The organism is Sorangium sp. So ce1504 (assembly GCF_051521635.1).
GTDB lineage: Bacteria > Myxococcota_A > Polyangia > Polyangiales > Polyangiaceae > Sorangium > Sorangium cellulosum_B.
Genome location: NZ_CP150365.1, coordinates 1364621 through 1385346, shown reverse-complemented (window position 1 = coordinate 1385346; position 20726 = coordinate 1364621). Strand labels below are relative to the sequence as shown.

Sequence of the window (20726 nt, the reverse complement as noted above, 5' to 3'; positions counted from 1 at the left end):
GGCGCGGGAGCTCGCGGAGCACAGGTTCGTGGTCTTCGACGCGGATCTCGCGATGCACGCCGCGTGGTGGCGGGCCTCGTTCGGCAAGAAGGCCCGCTGCCGCCGAAGATCGCCTGCCGCATCACGAGCCTCGACGAGATGCTGGCGCTCGTGATCGCGGGCGTCGGGATCGCGGTCCTGCCCAACTACTTCATCGCCGAGGCGGTCGCGGCGAAGCAGGTCGTGGTGGTGGGGCCGCGGCCGGGCAAGGGGCGCCGGAGCGCCCGGAACACGATCCACCTCGCCTGGCGCAAGGGCGCGGCGCAGAGCGCGCGCTTCCGGGCCGTGCAGGCGGCGCTGCTGGAGGAGGGCTGAGCGCCGCGCGCGGCCTCGCTCGGTCTCACCGCGGGGCGCTAGGGCTGGGAGCGTGCGCCTGGCGGCCGGAGCCCGTACGCTTGGCCGGGCCGCAGGCGCGCCGTCGAGCGATTCGGCGGAGCGCGAGCGGAACGGCGGCTACACTAAACCGGAAAGCCCATGCTGACCTCGATCGAGCTCGAGAACTTCAAGAGCTTCCGGAAGGCGACGATCCCGCTTGGACCCTTCACCCTGCTAGTCGGGACGAACGCCTCGGGCAAGAGCAAACTCCGCGACGCGTTCCGCTTTCTCCACGGCATCGGTCGCGGCTACTCGCTGGCAGAGATCCTGGGCGAGAAGTACGGCAGAACCTGTCGTCCGTTCTGCAGGCGATCTCCCAGGACCCAAAGAAGAGAGCCACGCTCCTCGAATGGATCCGCGCGCTCACGCCGCTCGATGTCGTGGATCTCGAATTCCCTCAGGATTTCTCGGGACGCGTCCTCGTGCACCTCGTGGAGCAGGGCGGGCGCAGGATCTCGGCCTACAGCGCCTCGGACGGCACGCTGCGCTTCCTCGCGATCCTCGCCGCTCTTCTCGACACCGACTCCGCTCACTTCTACTTCTTCGAGGAGATCGAGAACGGCATCCATCCGACGCGCCTTCACCTCCTCGTGCAGCTCATCGAACAACAGTGTCGCACCAGGGATGTCCAGGTCATCGCGACGACCCATTCGCCCCAGCTCCTCGGATTCCTGAGCCCCGAGTCCAGGGCGAGCGCCCTCCTCATCTATCGGCTCCGCGGCGCCGACGAGTCCAGCGTGCGCAAGGTGGTCGACCTCCCCGATCTGAACCGGGTCCTCGAGACGCAGGACCTCGCTCGGCTCCACGCCTCGGGGTGGCTGGAAGACATGGTAGAGCTCATGGCCGACGACGCGGGCGAGGCCGCGCAGTGAGCTACCGCGTGCTCATCATCCCCGAGGACTTTCGCGAGGATCAATACGTCCTCGAGCCAATCATCACGAAGATGTTCGAGGCCATCGGCCGCAAAGCCAAGGTGATCGTCTGCCGCGATCCGCTCCTCGGCGGCGTCGACCAGGCGCTCCGGTGGGAGCGCGTCCAGGAGATACTTCTGCGCTACCAGGCGATGATCGAGTGCTTCCTGCTCATCGTCGATCGCGATGGCAAACCGGGGCGGCGCGAGGCCCTCGATCGACTGGAGTCGCTGGCCAGCGCCGCGCTTCCCCCGGGAAAACGTTTTCTGGCCGAGAACGCCTGGCAATGCCCGGAGATCGCGGACCTCGAGCGGCGCCTCGGCGCGTAGCGCCCCTGCGCCCCGTACAGGCTCACCCGCCCCAGTCGACCTTCGGCCTCCCCGGCGGCGTGACGTTCGGCATCTCGTGGAAGAGCCCCCGCGCGAGGTCGGGAAGCGGCGCGCACGCCTGCTCTCCCAGGTTGGTCAGCTCCAGCGGGTCCTCGAGCACGTTGAAGCAGTGGTACTCGCCGTCCCACTCGCGCGCCTCGATCTTCATCGGCCCCTGCATCATCCCCCAGTTGCGGAACGCGCAGCCCCACACCCACGTGCAGTTCGTGAGCGGCATCGGCGCGACCGTGCGCTCCGGCCGCGTCAACGGGTGCCCGATCATCCGCCGGCGGAACGGATCGAGCCCCGGCTCGTCCCAGAGGCCCATCAGATCGAGGAACGTCGGCGCCAGGTCGAGGTGCCACACGAACGTGTCCTTCGCGCCCTCGATGCTCGCCCGCTCCTCCGGCGCGAGCGTCCCCTCCGGCGCGTCGACCCACGTCGGGACGAGGATCTCCTCGTCCCAGAGCGAGCTCGTGTGGCCGAGCTGCCAGTGCTCCCGGAACGACTCGCCATGATCCGACGTGTACACGATGACCGTGCGCTCGCCGCTCGGCGTCCCGCGGATGTGCTCGATGAGCCGGCCAACCGCCATGTCCGACAGGTAAACGACGTTCTTGTAGTAGTTCTTGAAGTGCTCGTTCTTCTCGGGCGCCTTCGTCAGCTCGCTCGGTTGAAACGGCGAGTGGAGCGGATCGCTCACGTACGGGAAATGGACGTTCGAGTAATGGACGACCGCGAAGAACGGCTCGACGAGCTCGCCCCACTCCTCGATCACCCGATCCGTGAGCTGCCGATCATAGGCGCCGTAATCGAGGTCGGCGCCCGGATCGAGCTGGGTCGCGACCGCCCGGTGCGAGACCGGGATGTCTTGCACGTAGAGCCGGGCGTTCCCGAACATGAGGTTCTGGCTCGTCCAGTACGCGGTGTCCCACCCGGCCGCGTGGGCGTAATCCCAGAGCAGCGGCGCAGCGCCGAGCACCGCGAGGCTCTCCGTCGGAGGGACGCCGGACCAGATGTTCGAGATGGAGATGGCCGTCGTCGAGTCGTGGGCCCGCATCTGCAGGAGCGGCATGCGGCGGGGCGCGGCGGCGTTGGAGAACGGCGTCGCCTTGTCGCAGGCCGGGTCATACGCGACGCACGTCACGTCCGCCCGCTGGCTCTCCTGCAGGATGAGCACCACGTTCCGCGGCCGCGCAGGCCGCGCCGAGAGCCGCGGCACGCGCTCCGGGTTGCGGCGCTGCACCCGCAGATCCGGTGAGTCGTTCGTGACGCCGAGGTGCTCCTTCACCACGGCGGTGATGCCGTGGAAGTAGATCATGTCGGCCGACGACGACTGGATCACCCGGTAGCTCACCGGGATCATCGCCACGCCGGCCAGCGCGAGCGGCACGACCGCGGCGGCGAGGCGCCGCCTGAGCCGCCGGGGGCGCACGAGCCGTCGGGAGAGCCGGAGCGCCCCAAGGGCGAGCCCGAGCGCGACCGCGAAGTGGGCGATCACGCGCGGGTGCCCGAGCGGGAGCGTGCCCACGATCGACCAGGGGATCGACTGGGAGTGGATCTGGGAGTCGACCGAACAGTAGATGTTGTAGAGGGCGTGGAAGCCCCCCTGGACGCCGCACGCGAGCGTGAAGAGCGCGACGAACAGCGCGCCCACGGCGCCGCGCGCCGCGCCGCGGCGGCCCGAGGCGACGTAGAGCAAGAGGCCCCAGAACCCCAGCGACGCCGCCACGGTCGCGGCGTACCCCGCGGCGTGCGGCCGATCGAACGTGGTCATGTGGCGGGCCCGGCGCAGCACGTCGGCGACGAGGATCCAGAGCGCCGGCGAGGCCAGGAGGGCAGCGCTGATCAGGCGGCCGCGGCGGAGCGCGGCCCTCCGCGCAGCGCGCGGGCGGACGCGGGCACGGGCGGCGCGATCGTCCGCGCGCGCGGGGCGGATGGCGGGGGACGTGGGCGGCTCGGCGAGCGCGCCGCCCTGTCGGTCGATGTCCTGGGTCATCCGGATCAGTCGTGGCGAGGCCCGACCGCGAGGTCGCGGAGGTGGGCGGGGACGTCGACGCTGCCGGCGGGACCGCCGTAGAGGGCGTCCGCGAGCCGGGGCAGGTCGCCGCAGGCGGCGGGCCCGAGGTCGCGCTGCTCGCGGGGGTCGGCGAGCACGTCGTAACAGTGCCAGGCGGTGTCCCAGGCGCGGGATTCGAGCTTCATGTTGCCGCGCATCATCCCCCAGTTCTTGAACGCGCAGCCCCAGATCCCGGTGCAGTTCGTGAGCGCCAGCGCCGCCGGCCCCGGCGACGGCCGGAGCAGGCTGTGCCCGACCATCGCCGCCCGGTACCCCGCGAGCGCAGGCTCCTCCCAGAGGCCCATCAGGTCGAGCAGGGTCGGCGCCACGTCGGTGTGGAAGACGGGCTCGTCCCGGGCCGCGCGCAGCGCGCCCTCCTCCGCGGCCGTGAGGGTGCCCGGCGGAGCGTCGACCCATCCGGGCACCCGGATCTCCTCGTCGAGGATCGAGCCCGTGTGGCCGAGCTGGCCGTGCTCCCGGAACGCCTCGCCGTGGTCGGACGTGAAGACGATGACCGTGCGCTCGCCGACCGGAGAGCTGCGGACGAAGCGGATGAGCTCCGCGATGGCCGCGTCCTGACGGTAGACCGCGTTCCTGTAGAAGTTGCGGTACGCCTCGTTGTCGTCCGGCGCCTTGCTCTCGAGGGCGGGCTGGAACGGCGCGTCCTCCGGATCGACCAGGTAGGGGACGTGGGTGTTCCCGAAGTGCGCGACCGCGAGGAACGGCTCGCGCAGCGAGAGCACCTCGGACCGGACGTGCGCCGAGAGCAGCCGGTCGTCGGCCCCGAGATCGATGTCGGCGAGCGGATCGAGCTCGGTCGCGCCGCACTGGTGCGAGACCGGCAGGTCCTGCACGTAGAGGCGCGAGTTGGCGAACATCATGTGGTGGCTCGTCCAGTAAGCGCTGTCGAAGCCGGCGGCGTGCGCGTAGTCGAAGACGAGCGGCGCCGTGTGGAGCGCCTCGCGGGTCGCGACCGGCTGGAGGCCGGACCAGAGCACCGCGAGCCCGATCGCCGTCGTCGAGGCGTTCGAGCGCATCTGCGTGAGCGGCAGCCGGTCGGGGACTGCGGCGTCGATGCGCGGCGTGCCGGGGCACGCGACGGGCGCCTCGCCGGCGGCGACCCCGACGCCGACGGGCGCGCGCGCCGAGCACGTCGCGTCGGCGCGCACGCTCTCGGTCAGGATGAAGAGGACGTTGCGCCGCGGGCCCGGCCGCGGGGTGACAGGCGGCAGCGAGGGCGGCGTGCGGAGCCCGGGGCGCACCTGCGCCGTGGTCTGGACGCCGGCGAGCTCCTTGAGCAGGCCGCCGATCGCGTGGAAGTAGATGACGTCGGGCGTGGAGGCCTGCACCGTGCGGTAGGAGCACGGCAGGACGAACGCGGCCACCACGACCGCGGGCGCGGCGAGGCGGGCGGCGCGGGCCCACGCCGTGCGGCCTGGCCGCACGATCCGCCGGCCCAGCCACACGAGCGCGATCGCGAGCAGGAGCGGCGGGAGGACCGAGCGGAAGAAGTTCTCGCCGTCGGCCCGGAGCTGGCCGAAGAGGCTGGCCGAGAGCGAGGTCCCGAAGAGCGTCGCGTCGAGGTTGAGGTACGTCGCGTACTGGCGGTGGAAGTAGAGCTGGCCGCCGAGCGACAGCGTCGCGAGCGCCACGAAGAGCAGCGCCGCGAGCCACCGCGACGCGCCCCGCCGCGACGAGGCCGCGAAGAGCAGGAGCCCCCAGAGCGCGGCGCTCTCGACCATCGCGCCGAGGTAGCTCGCGATGTGCTTCCCGCCCAGATCGAGCAGGCGATCGCCGCGGAGGAGGACGTCCGCCACCACGATGAGGAGCAGCGGGAGCGCGAGGAACAGGCGGCCGTAGCGGCGGCGGGCGCGGGCGACGGCGCGCAGCCGCGCGCGCGCCGCGGCGCGATCTGCGCCCAGATCGCGGGCGAAGCCGCGGGACGAGCGGCTTGCGGCGTCGGCCTCGACCGGCCGTGGATCGTTGAGCGCCTTGGAGCGGAGCACGGAGGCGCGCGAGTTTACCGAGGACGTGGCGTATCGGGAACGTTTCTGAGGCGGCTCGGTGGCATCGAGGTGACGGCGCCGGCCGGGATTGCCCGCCCGGGATACGAGAAAACCCTTCGACCGCCGCGCGAGGCGTGCCATGGAGGCGTTCGCATGGCGGAGCAGCTCTTCCTGAACGGGATGCCCGGCGCGCAGCAGGCCTCCGGGGCCGGGGCGCCGCCGGCCGAACCCGCGTCGACCGAGGCCCCCGCGGAGCCTGAGGCGAGGCCGTCGCCGGGCGCGCCCGCGCCCGAGTCGCCGCTCGAGACGGCGGCCAGGCTCAGCGCCGAGCTGGAGGCCGCGCTCGTGCGCGAGCTCATGGCGGCCTACCAGAGCCTGAACTACACGCATTTCCGGCGGAAGCTGCGCTCTGCGTCCATCGAGCTGTCCGACGCCGCGAGCCGGCTCGGGCGGTGGATCTCGGAGACGCGCGCGATCGAGATCTCGCGGCCGCTCGTCCTGACGCAGCCGTGGGGCGTCGTGATCGAGGTGCTGAAGCACGAGATGGCGCACCAGTACGTGCACGAGGTGCTGGGCGTCAGGGACGAGGCGGCGCACGGGCCGGCGTTCCGCGAGGTGTGCACGCGCCTCGGCATCGACGGGACGGCGGCCGGGATGCCGGCCGCGGGGCGCTCGCCGGCGGATCCTGGCGGGGCCGCGCGCGGCGGCGACGCGGGCGCGTCGGAGGCGAGCGTGGACGCCCGGATCCTCGATCGCATCGCGCGGCTGCTCGCGCTCGCCGACAGCCCGAACGCGAACGAGGCGCAGGCGGCGATGAGCGCCGCGCAGCGGCTGATGCTGAAGTACAACCTCGACGTCGCGAAGGCGCGCACCGCGCGGCAGTACGGCTTCCGCCACCTCGGCGCGCCGAGCGGGCGCGTGGGCGAGACCGAGCGGATCGTCGGCGGCATCCTGGGGAAGCACTTCTTCGTCGAGGCGATCTGGGTGCCCGTCTACGTGCCGCTCGAGGGCAAGCGGGGCAGCGTCCTCGAGATCTGCGGGACGCCGGCGAACCTGGAGATGGCGGCCTACGTGCACGCGTTCCTGCACCACACGGCCGAGCAGCTGTGGAACGAGCACAAGCGGACCCAAGGGGTGAAGGGCAACAAGGACCGGCGGACCTACCAGGCCGGGGTGATGCTCGGGTTCCTCGAGAAGCTGAACGCGGAGCGGAAGGTGTCCGTCGAGCAGGGGCTCGTCTGGGTGAGGGACGCCGATCTGGACGGCTACTATCGGACGCGCCACCCGCACGTGCAGCACCTGCGCCACGCGGGCAACCAGCGGACGGCGGCGCACGCGCACGGGCGCGAGGCAGGGCGAAAGATCGTCCTGCACCGCCCGATGCAGGGGGCGACCGGCAACCGGGGCATGCTGCTGCCGCCGGGCAAGAAGGGCTGAGCTCGCGACTCCGGATCCGGGCCGCGCGAGGAGCTCGGACGGAAGCCGGACGATGCGAGATGGCGGAGCGCCAGCGTCTCGGCCGCGGCGCACGCTCGACGCGCTCGTTGACGGAGAAGGATCGGTTCCGGCACGATGGCGCGGCGCGCGGAAAAGCCTAGGAGAAGAACGAGATGCCGCTCCTGTTCACCATTGAAGAGCGCTTCGATGCATCGCCCGAGGACGTCTTCCGGCTCGCGACCGACATCGACGCGTTCGGCGACTGGATGCCCAATTTCGTGCGGGTAGAGAAGCTCACGGGCGCCGTCGTCGGCAAGGGCGCGATGTGGCGTGAGACCCGCAAGATGTTCGGCAAGGAATCGACCGAGCTGTTCGAGGTCACGGCGGCGGAGCCAGGCAGGCGTCTGGACCTCTTCGTCGACGGGCAAAAGGGCACCACGGGGCGGGGGGCCTACCGCTTCCGGTATGTCTTCGAGCCCGAGGGCGCCGGCACGCTGCTCAAGATGGAGGGCGAGATCGCCGGGATGGGCTGGTTCATGGAGGCGCTGGGGCGGCTGTTCATTGGCAGCTTCAAGAAGGCGGTGCACGGGGATCTCAAGGCCATGAAGACGCACCTGGAGCGGCGGCGGGCGAGCTAGCGCTGCGCCGCCCCACGAACACCCTCTCCGGGGGCCTCATCGGTGTTCACCAAGCTCGTTCGATCGCGCTCAGGGCACCAAGGCCGACCAGCGCTCACCAGCGTAATCGTGGTTATCTCATCCTCCCTCGACACGAGCCTGGGGGACATCCGCTGATGCAGCGAGGGTGATCCGCCACGGCTCCGGCGTACTTCCCGCGTTGCGCTCGGGCGGACGGCGGAACAGCATCCCGGCATGGCGATGCGACGGAGGAAGGACCCGGCGAGAGCGAAGTCTTCTCTTATGCTCGAGCGGCTGCCGTCTATCCTGCTGTCGCTGTTTGCGGCCTTCTTCGTCGCCATCGCGAGCTTCGTGATCTCCGCCGGCTACGCGGAGCACCGAGCCGCCGAGATCGACGCGGCGGCCATGAGCTTGGCGGAGAACGCCACGCCGAGCATCATGCACCTGGCGGCCGCGCGCGCCGAGCTGAGGCATACCCAGGCGCTCCTGAGCGACCTCGTCAACGACGCCGCGCTGGGCCGCCCGCGCGACCGCCACGAGCTCGACGAGGCGCGCGACAATCTATCCCGGAGCATCGACGTCTACCTCGGCATGCCCGTCTACCCGGGCGAGCTCAAGCAATGGCAGACCGTCGCGCAGGCGCTCGGCAAGCTCGATCAGGACACCGATCGGGTCCTCTCGCTGGTGGCGAACGGCCATCCGGACGAGGCCAACCAGCTCGTGGACGGCGCGCTGCGGGCGGACTTCAACTCGACGAACGACGCCGTGATGGCCAGCATCGAGCTCAACGCCCGGCAGGCACGCCGTCTGGCGATCGAGATCGCAGCCAACCGCGTTCGCTCCCGTCGGACCGCGCTCGTGCTCAACACGGCGAGCGTGACGTTCGCGCTGCTGGCCTGCGCGGCGGCCGCCGTGCAGGTCCGGCGCCACGTGAGGCTGCTCTGGCAGCAAGGCGTGGTCCTGGAGCGTCGAGCGGATGAGCTCGAGCAGTTCGCCGGCCGGGTCGCGCACGACGTGCTCAGCCCCCTCGGCGCGGTTGCGCTCGCGCTCGACCTCGCCTTGCGGCGGTGCGGCGAGGGAGATCCGGCACGAAAAGGGCTCGAACGGGGCCGGCAGGCCATCCTGCGCGTCAAGCGCATGACCGACGGGCTGCTGGCGTTTGCTCGCGCGGGCGCGAGTCCGGAGCCAGGCGCGCGCGCCGAGGTGCACCCCATCATCGACGATCTCATGGTCGAGCTCGCTCCTGTCGCGGTGGAGCTCGGCGCGGAGCTCCGCGTCGAGCCCTTCGCCCCGTGCGCGGTGGCCGCGAGCCCCGGCGTGCTGACCAGCATCCTCGCCAACCTGACCCGCAACGCGCTCAAGTACCTCGGCGACGCGGCGGTCTGTCGCGTCGTGATCCGGGTGATCGACGCGAGAGAAGCTGTGCGGATCGAGGTGGAGGACACGGGGCCCGGCGTCGCGCCGGCCCTGGAGCAGATGGTGTTCGAGCCTCATGTCCGAGCGCAAGGCGCTCGAGTGCCGGGTCTGGGCCTGGGCCTCGCCACCGTCAAACGCTTGACCGAGGCGCACGGCGGCCGCGTGGGGCTCCGCACGGTCGTGGGCAAGGGGAGCCTCTTTTGGTTCGAGCTGCCCAGAGCGAGCAGCGAGGCAGCGCACGCGCCCGAAATCGGCCCGAGCTCCACCGCATGACCTCCGGGAGGCTGCGCTCCGCGAGCGACGTGAGGATGCGCTTGCGAAAAAAGAGAGGCGCCGAGATCGTGCTCGACACGCCGGTCCCGGACGCGCCGCAGGTGCCGCCCTATCCGAACGGGGCCGGCGGCGCCTCCCCTCGCACGAGGCTGCCGCCGAGCAGACCCACCGCGCCTCGAACTTGTACGCGGTTGCCCCCTCGGACGACCCCGGTCCCCTTCAGTCCACGCCGATCCGTCTTTGTTGACCCGGTGCGCAGCCCCAGGCACCATCGGCGCGCAGCGCCCGGCCGGCCTGCATGGCTGGAGGCTCGACTCCGGCTCGCTCCCCTTCCCTAAACAAGCTGTTGAGGTGCTTTGATGCCCGTTCGTACGATGCTCTTGCTCTGCTTCGCGCCCTTTGTCATGGGCGCTCTCCAAGGTTGCGGCGGCGATGACGGCGGCGGCGATACCTCCGGGGGATCGCCGCTCGGTGAGTGTCCGCCCGACTCGACCGCGCAGGCGGAGGCGGGCTACCAGGCGCTCCAGGACCAGTGCGTGCCCTGTCACTTGTCGACCTCGGAGGGCGCGTCGCGCATCGGCGCTCCGGAGGATGTCAACGTCGACGACCCCGCCAGCGTCACCGCCGAGGCGGCGGAGATCCTCAAGGAGATCCGGATCGGCGGCGCGAATGGCGGGGACGGGATGCCCATCGGCGCGAAGCTCTCGGACGACACGATCGAGTCCATCCGGGTCTTCCTCGCCTGCGACGCGGCCCAGTAACGCCGCGCCCCCCGCCACGCCCGCTTCTCACGTCCGAACGCCGGCGCGCCAGCTCACGAGAGGGCGCGCCGGCGGCTCGCAGATGCGCCGCTCGCCTCGATCGCTGTGCGACCGCGCGATCCGGAGTATGGTGCAGGCATGTTCAGGCTGGATGCCCGCTCCGGGGCCGCCGCGCTCGCGCTGGCCGCCACGCTCGCGCTGACCGCGTCGCTCGGCGCCTCGTGCGCCGGCGCGCCCCCCGCGCAGCGCGGGGCGGCGGCCTGCCCGCCGCTCTGCCCGCAGCCGGCGCCCCCGCCGAGCGCGGCGCCGGCGGGGCCCGTCGTCCCGGGCACGCCGGGCGAGGCGCCGGCGTTCGACCCCGAGCGCCTCACCCTCGTGCTGGACGACCCGCGGCTCGCGCAGGTGCAGAAGCTCGTCGAGCAGGAGGCGTACGCAGGCGCGGCCGCGGCGATGGCCCAGGCGCTCTCGGCGCCCCTGTCGCCCGCGGACGCAGCGGCGTTCCGCTACCAGCTCGGGCGGCTGCGCGCCCTCGCGGGCGATCCCGTGGGCGCGGCGAAGGAGTACGACGCCGCCGCGGCGGCGGGCGGGCCGCTCGCGGATCACGCGAGGTTCGCGGCGGCCGATCTCCTCGCCAGGGCGGGGCAGCCCGACGCGGCGCTCGAGCGCGCGCGCGCCGTCGCGTCGGACGTCGCGATCGCCGACGAGCTCGATCGCATCGTCGCCGGCGCGCTCGCCGACAAGGGCGACATCGAGGGCGCGGCCGCGCGCTGGCGCGCGTACCTCGCCCGCAGCTGGCCGGCGTCGACGTGGGTGCCCGAGGCGCTCCGCTTCGCGCGCGCGCTGCTCCGCCACCCGAGCGAAGACCACGCCGAGGAGGCGATCCGTGTCACCCGGCGCGTCATCGACGAGGCGCCGGGCGGCGCCGGCGCCGGGGAGGCGAAGGAGATCCAGGACCAGGCCCTGTCGACGCTGCCGTTCGCGCGGCGCAAGCCGTTCCTCGACCTGGGCCCCGCCGATCTGCTCGCCCGCGCGCGTGCCTTGCTCGCCTCGCGCCAGGACAAGGAAGCGCTCGCCGTCACCGACGCGCTGATCGCCCTCCCCGAGGCGCAGGCGCCCTCGGCCTTCGCCTGCGACGCGTTCGCCGCGCGCGGCGAGGCGCTCGGGCGCCTCCGGCGGCGGGCCGAGGCCGCCGACCTCTTCGGCACGGCGATCGAGCGCTGCGGGCCGGCGGCGCCCGCCGCTGCAGGCGTTGCGCCCACCGCTGCAGGCGTCGCGCCCACCGCTGCAGGTGCGAGCGCGCCCGCCGCAGCCGGGGCGCCCGCCGCAGCCGGGGCGCCCGCCCCGCGGCGGCCCGAGACCCTCTACAACGCCGGGCGCGCGTCGCTCCGCGTCGATCGGCACGCCGAGGCGGCCGCGCGCTTCGCGCTGCTCGAGAAGGAATACCCGGATCACCGGCTCGCGGACGACGCGCGCTACCTCGGCGCGCGCGCGCTGCTCGGGCTCGGGGACCAGGCGCAGTTCGTGCAGCTGCTCACCGCCATGCCCGACGATTACCCGTCGGGTGACATGGTCGCCGACGGCCTGTTCGAGCTCGCGCTCTTCGAGATGGAGCGCGGCGACTGGGCGGGCGCGGTCAGGCCGCTCGAGCGCGCGCTCGAGCGGTTCCCGCACGAACGCGCGTACCACGCCGCCGGCAGGCTCCCCTATTACCTCGGGCGCGCCCACATCGAGACGGGCTCGCCCGACAAGGGGAAGGCGCTGCTCGAGCAGGTGATCCGCGATTACCCGCTCTCTTTCTACATGGCGCTCTCCCACGCGCGGCTCGCCGACGTGGACCCCGCCGCCGCCCAGCGCGCCCTGTCCGCGGCCCTGGAGCGCGACGCGAGCGCGCCGTACACCGAGCTCAGGAGCCCGCTCTTCGCGCAACCCGCGTTCACGCGCGCGGTCGAGCTCGCGCGCCAGGGGGAAGCGAAGCTCGCGCGGCGCGAGCTCGACCTGCTCGGCGTCGGGGGCAAGACGGCGCCGCGCGAGGTGATGTGGGCCTCGGCGTTCCTGCTCGCGCGCTCGGGCGCGCTGCCGCAGTCGTACAGCATCCTGCGCACCGCCATGGCGGCGCCGGCGGCCGTCGAGCTCGCGGGCGAGTGGGTCGATCACTACCCGGTCGGGCGCTGGCGCGGCGCCTGGGAGCTCGCCTACCCGCGCCCCTTCTCCGGCCTCGTCGCCGCGGAGACCAAGCGGAGCGGGATCCCCGAGGCCCTCGCCTACGCGATCATGCGCGAAGAGTCGGCCTTCGACCCGAGGGTGGCCTCGCCGGCCCAGGCGTTCGGGCTGATGCAGCTCATCGTGCCGACCGCGAAGCGGGTGGCCAAGCCGCTCGGGCTGCCGTGGAGCGCCGACGCGCTGAAGCGCCCCGAGGTGAACATCGCGCTCGGCTGCCGTTACCTCTCGCAGCTGCGCGGCCAGTTCTCGGACAACCCCCTGCTGGCGATCCCCGCCTACAACGCGGGGGGCGGCGCGCCGAAGCGATGGATCGCGGAGCGCCCCTCGCAGAGCTTCGACCTGTGGGTCGAGCGCATCCCGTACGAGGAGACGCGGCTCTACACGAAGCGCGTGATGACGAGCCTCGCCGTCTACGAGCTCCTCTACGCCGGCGCTCAGCCGGGCGAGGCCCTGCGGACGCCGCTGCCCGCGAGCCCGGCCGCGCGCTCGGCCGTGGCGAACGCCGCGCCCTGACACCCGCGCCGGCGGAGCCGCACGCCGAAGCGCCGGCGGAGCCGCACGCCGAAGCGCCGGCGGAACCGGAAGCCAAACGCCGCCGAGGTTTCGGCGAGCGGGCCGCGGTGAAGCTTTGGTAGAGTCCGCGTGTGATCGACCCATCGAGCCCTTCCCATCAGCTCGTGGGCGCCGTGCTCAGCGGGCGCTTCCGGATCCTGCGTCTCCTCGGCGAGGGGGGCATGGGCGCGGTCTACGAGGCCGAGAGCCTTCGCGGCGAGGGCAAGCGGGCGATCAAGGTGCTCCACCCCGAGTTCACGCAGGAGGAGCAGGTCCTCCACCGCTTCTTCGCCGAGGCGGAGGCGACGAGGGGGTTCGTCCACCAGAACATCGCCTCGGTCTTCGAGGCGACCCGCGCCGAGGACGGCACGCCCTACCTCGTCATGGAGCTCCTGCAGGGCGTCCCGCTCGCCGCGTACATCGACACGGGCAACCCGATCCCCCCGCAACAGGCCGTGCCGATCATCCACGAGGTGCTCCAGGCGCTCATGGCGGCGCACAGCCACAAGGTGATCCACCGCGATCTGAAGCCCGAGAACCTGTTCCTCATCCGCGATCCGCGCGGGGGCTTCCGCGTGAAGGTGCTCGACTTCGGCATCGCGAAGGTGATGGACGCGGCCGGCGGAATGGGCCTGAAGACCCGCGCTGGCACGCTCCTCGGGACGCCCGGCTACATGAGCCCCGAGCAGATCAAGAACGCGCAGGGCGTCGACGCGCGCGCCGATCTCTGGAGCGTCGGCGTGATCTTCTACGAGATGCTCACGGCGACGCAGCCGTTCCCAGCCGAGAACGAGTTCGCGCGGCTCACCGCCGTGCTCGCCAAGGAGGTGCGCCCGATCGAGCAGGTCGCGCCCCACCTCGCGGCCTGGGGCCTCTTCTTCCAGCGCGCCCTCTGCAAGGACGTGGCCGGGCGCTTCCAGACGGCCGAGGAGATGGCGCAGACGCTGGGCGCCATCGCGCACCGCACGGGCATCGCGACGCCCAGCGCGCGGCCCGACGCGCCGGCGTCGCCCGCGCTGACGCACCAGCTGCCCTCGCTGCCGCCGCCGCAGCCGCTTCAGAACGCGACGCAGTCGCCGCAGAACATGGCGCCACCGCCGCAGAACATCACGCAGCCGGTGCAGAGCGTGCCGCCGGTCGCGTCCAGGATCCCGACGGTGCCCCCGCCGCGCACGTCAGCGCCGCCCGTCCAGGCGTCCCCGTCGGTGGCGCCCACGGCGACCTTCTCGGCCAGGCCAACCCACATCAGCGCGCAGCAGCCCGCCGGCGTGCCGACGCTCACGGGCGGCCATTACGACGTGCGGGTCGTGGACGTCCCCCTGGCCGCCGAGGGCGGGGGCTCGGAGGGCGCTGCCTGGTGGCTCGTGGGGCTCATCGGGCTCGTGTGCCTCGGCGTCGGCTTCGCGCTGGGCGTGCTGGTGAGCGGGTGAGCGCATGAACGGAAGCGCCCGCGTCCGCGCCCTGCTCGCCGTCACCTGCGCCGCCGGCGCCCTGGGCGCGCCGCGGCCCACGCTCGGCGACCCGCCCGCGGAGCCCCCCGTGCCGGTCGTCGATCTGCACGTCGACGTGCCCTGGCAGGTCCACTTCAAGGGGCGCGACAGGCGCCTCGGCGAAGGCCACGCCCGCAGGGAGACGCTCGTCGCGGGCCACTACCTCGGCATCGTGCTGCCGATCTACCTGCCCGACCAGGCGCGCCCCGAGGGCCCGCAGATCGAGGACGCCAGCGCGGTCCTCGCGACGATCGAGGCGATCATCGCCGCGAACCCCGTGCTCCTCCCGCTCGGCGCGGCGCGGGCCGAGCCGGGGAAGATCAGCACCTTCCTCTCGATCGAGGGGGCCGGCGCGTTCGCGGCGGACATCGCGCAGATCGACCGCTTCATCGCGCGCGGCGTGCGGCTCATCAGCCCGAACCACGCGAAGAACACGCGGCTCTCGTCGTCCGCGACCGGCGAGCCGGCGGCGTACGGGCTGACCGAGCTCGGCAAGCGGTTCTGCGAGCGCGTCTACGACCAGGGCGCCCTGATCGACGTCTCGCACATCTCGGACGCCGCGTTCGCGGATCTCGTCCCGATCGCCGCGGCGCACGGCGCGCCGATCGTCGCGACCCACTCGAACGCGCGCGCGGTGGCGAACCGGCCGCGCAACCTGACGGACGAGCAGCTGCGGCTCATCGCGCGGAGCGGCGGGGTCGCGGGGCTCAACTTCCACGCCCCCTTCGTGAACGGCACGAGCGAGGCGGACGTCGACGACGTGGTCGCGCAGGTCGATCACATGGTCCGCGTGGCCGGCGTCGATCACGTCGCGATCGGCTCGGATTTCGACGGCGGCATCGTCCCGCCGAGGGGGCTCGACGACGCGTCGGCGCTGCCGGCGCTCGCCGCGCGGCTCAGGCAGCGCGGCATGTCGCGCGAGGACGTGGTGAAGATCTTCGCGCAGAACGCGCTGCGCATCCTCGGCTGGCGGCCGGCGATGGATGCGAAGAGCGCGAGCGCGGCCGGCGGCGCGCGCCCGTAGCCGAAGGCCGCGGCGCGCCGCCCGCGCGCTCGTGGTAAAGGCCACGCATGCGCAGGGGAGTCGCCCGGTCGGCGCGAGGGCTTCTCGCCCTCGCGCTCCTCGCGTCCATCGCCGGCCCGAGCTGCGCCGAGCTCCCGCGCGTCGAGGGCGCCGGCGAGGCCGTCTGCCCCGAGCTGCGCGGCCCGGGCGACGTCCTCGGGGCCCAGCTCTCCGCGGACGCCCGGGCGAACGCGAAGGTGAGGACGTTCGTGCAGGCCGCCAAGGACATGGCGGCCGTGTCGGCCGCAATCGAGGCGCAGGTGGCCGGCGCGTGCCGCCGGATGGGCGCGGATCTCGGGATACCCCCCGCGCAGATGGCGCCGCGCGACGAGGCGGGGGGCCAGGCCAGCGGCGCCTGCGGCCCGGTCTCGGCGGCGATCGACGCCATCCTGCTCCAGGGCGCCGGGGTAGGGGTCACGCTGAGGCGGCCGGCCTGCGAGGCGAACGGCGCGCAGTGCAGCGGCTCGTGCAACGTGCAGCTGGCTCCAGGGCAGATCGTGGCGTACTGCGAGCCCGCGCGGCTCTCCGGCCACTGCCAGGGCCGCTGCGACGGGCGGTGCGACGGGCGCTGCACCGGGCAGTGCCGGGGGCAGTGCTCCGCCTACGACGCGCAGGGCCGCTGCGTGGGGCAGTGCGACGGCGAGTGCGACGGCGGCTGCGACGCCACGTGCCACGCGCGCTGCGAGGGCACCTGGCAGGCGCCGCAGTGCTCCTGGGTGGAGTGGCCCCCGAGCGGCGACGCCGAGTGCGAGGCGTGCTGCCGCGCGCACGCGGCCGTCCACGCGGCCTGCACGCCCACGCGGGTCCAGGTGCGCGTGGTGCAGGGCGGCGAGATGGCCGCGCGGCTCGCGGCGACGCTGCAGGCCAACCTGCCGGCGTTGCTGCACGCCGAGGTGGCGCTCGGCCGCCGGCTCCTCGGCGACGCCCAGACGGTGGTCCAGGTCGGCGCCGCGCTCCCGCGGATCGTGGGCGACGCGGGAGCGCGCGCGCTCGCGTGCGTCACCGGGGCGGCCGAGGCCTCGAAGAGCGCGTCGGCGCGCATCCAGGCGAGCGTGCGCGCGAGCGCGAGCGTCACGGGGCGCATCGGGCTGACGGACGGATGATCGCGGGGCTGCCGCGGCAGAGCGCGCGCGCTGCGCGGCGCGCCGCCCGCGAGCCCCGATCGACGCGCGCCCGCGCCGGCGACGCGCGCTCGCGCCGGCAACGATGTCCTGGTCGCAGCGCCCGGCGCCCGAAGCGGCGCCGAGCGCCTTCGCCTGCATGGATGGCATGGACGGCGCCGCGCCCCTCGGACTACCCTCGCGCTCCCGCCGGGAGGATCCCATGACCGATCTCGACGACCGCTGTCTCGACACGTTCCCCGAGTGGCTGCGCAGCCTCGCCTCGGACGCCACGGATCTGGCGGGCCTGCTCGCCTCGCCGGAGAGCCCGGAGGCCACGCGCCGCTCGCTCGCGGGGGGCCTCAACTACCTCTTCAAGTCGCTCGACCTCATCCCGGACGGCATCGAGGATCTCGGCTTCCTCGACGACGCCTTCGTGCTGCGCGTCGCGGCGTCCTTCGCCGCGGCGGAGAGCCCTGAGCTGCGCGATCAGGCGCCGGCCCTCGCGCGGCTCGCCCGCGACGCGGAGCTCATCGCCGAGCTGCTCGGCGGCGACTACGCCCGGCTCAAGGGCTACGTGCGCTCGCTGGAGAAGGGCGCCGCGCGCGGCCGCACCGTCGACGACATCCTGAGCGACGAGCAGGTCCGCACCTCGTTCATGCACGAGATCACCGGCTGGGCGTCGAGCTACACGGCACCGAGCTTCAGCCGTGACGCGAAGAATCTGATCAAGCTGAAATCATTCCTCTCCGCCAAGCTCCCGGCCTGATCGCGCGCGTCGAGGCGCCGCCGCGGCGCGTCCACCGCTCGCCATGGTACACCCCCGATCATCCCCCGGAGGATCGCGTCCGATGTCAGCCGCTCCCCGCCTCACCGCGCTGCTCGCCGCACTGCTCGCCGCGGGCTGCGACGCCGACCGACCCGCCTCGACGGCGCACAGCCCGGCTGCTGCCACCTCTCCGCCTTCTCGCTCGACAGGAGCCCCGCCCGCGCCGCCGCCCGACGCGGATCGCTCCTACGCCTACCCGGCCGCCGATCGCGTGGTCGCCATCGGCGACGTCCACGGCGACCTCGCGGCAACGCGCGCGGCCCTGCGGATCGCGGGCGCGATCGACGGCGCGGATCGCTGGATCGGCGGCAAGCTCGTGCTCGTGCAGACGGGCGACGAGCTCGACCGCGGCGACGGCGAGCAGGAGATCGTCGACCTCTTCGATCGCCTCGCCGTCGAGGCGCGCGCCGCCGGCGGCGTCGTGTACGCGCTGAACGGCAACCACGAGGTCATGAACGTCCAGCTCGATTTCCGCTACGTCACCGAGGGCGGCTTCAAGGACTTCGAGGACGTGCCCGGGCTCGACGCGTCGGGCCCCCGCCTCGCGCCGGTGCCGCCCCCCGCGCGAGCCCGCGCCGCCGCGTTCGCCCCCGGCGGTCTCTACGCCAGGAGGCTCGCGGCGCGCGACGTGATCATCGCGGTCGGCGACACGGTCTTCGCGCACGGCGGCGTGCTCCCGGCCCACACGCGCTACGGCATCGCGCGGATCAACCGCGAGGTGCGCGCGTGGATGGAGGGGAAGAGCCCCTCCGCGCCGGCCGTGATCGCGGCCGAGGACAGCCCGGTGTGGGCGCGCCTCTACTCGAGCGAGCCGCCGCCGGCCCCGGGGTCGCCCCCCTGCGCGGCGCTGGACCAGACCCTCGCGGCGATGTCCGCGAAGCGCATGGTCGTGGGCCACACGGTCCAGAAGCGCGGCGTCACGTCGGCCTGCGGCGACAAGATCTGGCGGATCGACGTCGGCATGGCGTCGCATTACGGCGGAAAACCAGCAGCGCTGGAGATTGTCGGTGACACCGTGCGCGTCTTGACGGCCGACGCAGCCAAGGCGACCGAGGCGGCCGACGCGTCTGGCGGAACCGATGCGACCAGCGCACCCAACGCGGCCAAACCGAAAAAATAGACGCAATTGTGAGAAAATATCGGCGCCGTCCGCAATGCGATCGCGTGTCGTCAACGACCACGTCCACGTTCACGACCACGCCGACAGGTGCCAGGGGGAGAAGCCCCCGGGCGCGCCCACCAGCGCATTGACGCGCGCCGCGAAGACCGGATAACGTGAACAGCAAACTGGGGTTCTTCGATCCCCAGGGGAAGGGAATCAGATGCCCGAGCGACCGCTCGCGCTGATCCACGAGGCGAATCTGAGCGACGGGGTGCCTACCCTGACGCTCGGCGAGCGGCGCCCCCCCCTTCCGGTCCCCCGTGCTGCGCCCGCGCTCCTGAGCCGGTGCCGGCGGGGCGAGCGCTGTACCGCGTGGCTCGACGCGGGGAGCGGCTGATGGACGACGACGAGCTGCTGCGCGCCCTGACGCGCATCGCCCAGCGGGATCCGACGACCGATCCGCGCTGGCGCAGGCTCGCCGAAGAGACGCGCCCGGAGGACGCGCAAGACGCTCCGGGAGACGCCGCGAACACCGCGGCGCGCTCGATCGCCGAGCGTGAGGAGCGCGAAGTCCGGCCGCCCCTCGACGACGAGACCCGCGCCCGGCTCGCCGACCAGCTCCTCGCCCAGCTCCGGGAGCCGCGCGGCGGTGCGCCCGCGCCGTCTCCGCAGGCGCGTCCAGCGGTCGATCGGAAGTCGGGGATCCGCTTCCGGTGCCCCGAGGAGTGGGACTGCGACGCGGAGGAGGCGAGCGACGTCGCCGATGCCGCGCCGCTGGGCGCGGACGCCGACTCGCTCAGCGGGACGAGCGCGCCGTCCACCACGGACGCGCCGGTCTGTCGCGCGATCGACGGCGAATCGGTGCCGCCCGGGACATCGGAGCCGCCGCGTGATGCGCGCTCGAGCGCGGCGCCCGGGCAGCCTGCCCAGCGCGCGCAGGACGGCGCGGACGCCCTCGCCAGGCCGCCGCGCAAGGGCCTGCCGCACCCCGAGCTGGTCGTCGAGCGGCGGAGCGCGCGGCGGACGACTCCGGCGGCGCGGGCCCGGGCGGCCGTGGGTGTGGTCGGCTGGGTCGTGTCGGCGGCGCTCGTGTCGCTGCTCGCGCTGCGGCCCGCGCCGTTCGCGCCGGGCGCCGCCCCGCTCCCCGACTACACGCTCGCGACGACGATCCTCGGCGACGGCCCGCAGCAGGGCGATCGCGGGCCGGGCACCCCGCGCCACGTCGGCAGGGGCAAAAGGCTCACGATCGCGCTCTCGCCCGGCACGCGCGTGCCGGCGCCGGTCGCGGTAAGGGCCTTTCTGGTGCAGGGCGGGAGCGCGCGCCCGTGGTCCGTGGAGCTGGCGCTGGACGGCGTCGGCGGCGCGAGCATCTCGGGCACGCGCGAGGAGCTGTTCCGGGACGTCGTGGTGGGTCCCTGCGAGGTCGTCCTGGTTGTCGGCCACCCCGACGCGCTGCCAGGCCCGGACGACCCGCTGCCCGACGAGGACGCCATCCACCTGGCGGGCGGCCGGCTCCTGCGGCAGCGATTGTTCCTTGACTGACCGCCGCCTGCGCGCATGAGGTAGCCCGTCCCTCCCCTGGCGAGGGAGGCCCGCCTCGCCCGCGGGCCTGCGGGCGCGCTCGACCGGGCGCGCGCGCCGCCGTCCCTGGCCGGGAAGGGCAGAGGGCATCACGCATGAACCGACGGATGTTCAAGAGCAAGATCCACCGCGCGACCGTGACCCACGCGGATCTGCACTACGAGGGCAGCGTCACGATCGACGCCGACCTCCTGGAGGCCGCGGACATCTTGCCGTACGAGGCGGTCGACATCTGGAACGTGACGCGCGGCTCCCGGCTGACCACGTACGCGCTCGCGGGGGCGCGCGGCTCGGGCGTCGTGTGCATCAACGGCGCGGCGGCGCACCTCAATCAGCCGGGCGACCTCGTGATCATCGCGACGTTCGCGGACATGGACGACGCCGAGGCGCGGCGGCACACGCCGCGCGTGCTCCGCGTCGACGGGCGCAACCGGCCGCTCGCCGACCAGCCGCCCGAGACGCCGGGCCCGCTCGCGCCCAACTGAGCGCGCCCCCCAGGCGCCGAG

18 protein-coding genes and 1 pseudogene are annotated in these 20726 nt (G+C 73.3%); 17 read left to right on the top strand and 2 right to left on the bottom strand.

Annotation, left to right across the window (positions count from 1 at the left end; all coding sequences use genetic code 11):
* Positions 1 to 66: 66 nt before the first annotated feature.
* The 4 genes and pseudogenes from WMF39_RS05175 (at position 67) to WMF39_RS05160 (ending at position 1654) form a co-directional block, all read left to right on the top strand.
* Complete coding sequence (locus WMF39_RS05175; RefSeq protein ID WP_437744433.1) at positions 67 to 354, top strand: LysR substrate-binding domain-containing protein; 288 nt, start codon at positions 67 to 69, stop codon at positions 352 to 354.
* Positions 355 to 513: 159 nt separating this feature from the next.
* Positions 514 to 585 (top strand): annotated as a pseudogene (locus WMF39_RS05170) (AAA family ATPase); the annotation flags it as partial.
* A 209-nt stretch (positions 586 to 794) separates the two neighbouring features.
* Positions 795 to 1286: an AAA family ATPase gene (locus WMF39_RS05165; protein WP_437744432.1), complete on the top strand. Its 492-nt coding sequence runs from the start codon at positions 795 to 797 to the stop codon at positions 1284 to 1286.
* Positions 1283 to 1654, top strand: a complete 372-nt coding sequence (locus WMF39_RS05160) for a hypothetical protein (RefSeq protein WP_437744431.1) — start codon at positions 1283 to 1285, stop codon at positions 1652 to 1654. Before WMF39_RS05165 ends, WMF39_RS05160 begins: the two co-directional genes overlap by 4 nt.
* Positions 1655 to 1676: 22 nt before the next feature.
* On the opposite strand, the gene WMF39_RS05155 is transcribed toward WMF39_RS05160, so the two are convergent.
* Both WMF39_RS05155 and WMF39_RS05150 read right to left on the bottom strand, forming a co-directional pair.
* Entirely contained in the window at positions 1677 to 3692 is a 2016-nt protein-coding gene (locus WMF39_RS05155; RefSeq protein ID WP_437744430.1) for a sulfatase-like hydrolase/transferase, read from the bottom strand.
* A gap of 5 nt (positions 3693 to 3697) precedes the next feature.
* A complete protein-coding gene (locus tag WMF39_RS05150) occupies positions 3698 to 5758 on the bottom strand; it encodes a sulfatase-like hydrolase/transferase (protein WP_437744429.1) in 2061 nt (686 codons plus the stop codon).
* Between the two features lie 153 nt (positions 5759 to 5911).
* On the opposite strand from WMF39_RS05150, the gene WMF39_RS05145 reads away from it, so the two are divergent.
* The 13 genes from WMF39_RS05145 (at position 5912) to panD (ending at position 20705) form a co-directional block, all read left to right on the top strand.
* On the top strand, positions 5912 to 7195 hold the full coding sequence (locus WMF39_RS05145) for a SprT-like domain-containing protein (RefSeq protein ID WP_437744428.1): 1284 nt from the start codon (positions 5912 to 5914) through the stop codon (positions 7193 to 7195).
* A 173-nt stretch (positions 7196 to 7368) separates the two neighbouring features.
* Positions 7369 to 7833: an SRPBCC family protein gene (locus tag WMF39_RS05140; protein ID WP_437744427.1), complete on the top strand. Its 465-nt coding sequence runs from the start codon at positions 7369 to 7371 to the stop codon at positions 7831 to 7833.
* Positions 7834 to 8067: 234 nt separating this feature from the next.
* The gene (locus WMF39_RS05135) at positions 8068 to 9522 is read left to right on the top strand and encodes a sensor histidine kinase (RefSeq protein ID WP_437744426.1); all 1455 of its coding nucleotides are present in this window, start codon (positions 8068 to 8070) and stop codon (positions 9520 to 9522) included.
* Between the two features lie 359 nt (positions 9523 to 9881).
* The gene (locus WMF39_RS05130) at positions 9882 to 10283 is read left to right on the top strand and encodes a c-type cytochrome (protein WP_437744425.1); all 402 of its coding nucleotides are present in this window, start codon (positions 9882 to 9884) and stop codon (positions 10281 to 10283) included.
* Positions 10284 to 10421: 138 nt separating this feature from the next.
* On the top strand, positions 10422 to 13016 hold the full coding sequence (locus WMF39_RS05125; RefSeq protein ID WP_437744424.1) for a transglycosylase SLT domain-containing protein: 2595 nt from the start codon (positions 10422 to 10424) through the stop codon (positions 13014 to 13016).
* A gap of 131 nt (positions 13017 to 13147) precedes the next feature.
* Positions 13148 to 14485, top strand: a complete 1338-nt coding sequence (locus WMF39_RS05120) for a protein kinase domain-containing protein (protein WP_437744423.1) — start codon at positions 13148 to 13150, stop codon at positions 14483 to 14485.
* A 4-nt stretch (positions 14486 to 14489) separates the two neighbouring features.
* Positions 14490 to 15569 (top strand): dipeptidase, encoded by a 1080-nt coding sequence (locus WMF39_RS05115; RefSeq protein WP_437744422.1) that lies wholly within the window; start codon positions 14490 to 14492, stop codon positions 15567 to 15569.
* Between the two features lie 47 nt (positions 15570 to 15616).
* Entirely contained in the window at positions 15617 to 16711 is a 1095-nt protein-coding gene (locus tag WMF39_RS05110) for a hypothetical protein (protein WP_437744421.1), read from the top strand.
* Between the two features lie 220 nt (positions 16712 to 16931).
* Positions 16932 to 17477 carry a DUF1232 domain-containing protein gene (locus WMF39_RS05105; protein WP_437715874.1) on the top strand — a complete coding sequence of 182 codons (546 nt, stop codon included), beginning with the start codon at positions 16932 to 16934 and terminating at the stop codon, positions 17475 to 17477.
* An 82-nt stretch (positions 17478 to 17559) separates the two neighbouring features.
* Positions 17560 to 18657, top strand: a complete 1098-nt coding sequence (locus tag WMF39_RS05100; RefSeq protein WP_437744420.1) for a metallophosphoesterase — start codon at positions 17560 to 17562, stop codon at positions 18655 to 18657.
* A gap of 202 nt (positions 18658 to 18859) precedes the next feature.
* Positions 18860 to 19036: a hypothetical protein gene (locus tag WMF39_RS05095; protein WP_437744419.1), complete on the top strand. Its 177-nt coding sequence runs from the start codon at positions 18860 to 18862 to the stop codon at positions 19034 to 19036.
* On the top strand, positions 19036 to 20181 hold the full coding sequence (locus WMF39_RS05090; RefSeq protein WP_437744418.1) for a hypothetical protein: 1146 nt from the start codon (positions 19036 to 19038) through the stop codon (positions 20179 to 20181). Before WMF39_RS05095 ends, WMF39_RS05090 begins: the two co-directional genes overlap by 1 nt.
* A gap of 134 nt (positions 20182 to 20315) precedes the next feature.
* Entirely contained in the window at positions 20316 to 20705 is a 390-nt protein-coding gene (gene panD, locus WMF39_RS05085; RefSeq protein WP_437297999.1) for an aspartate 1-decarboxylase, read from the top strand.
* Positions 20706 to 20726 lie beyond the last annotated feature (21 nt).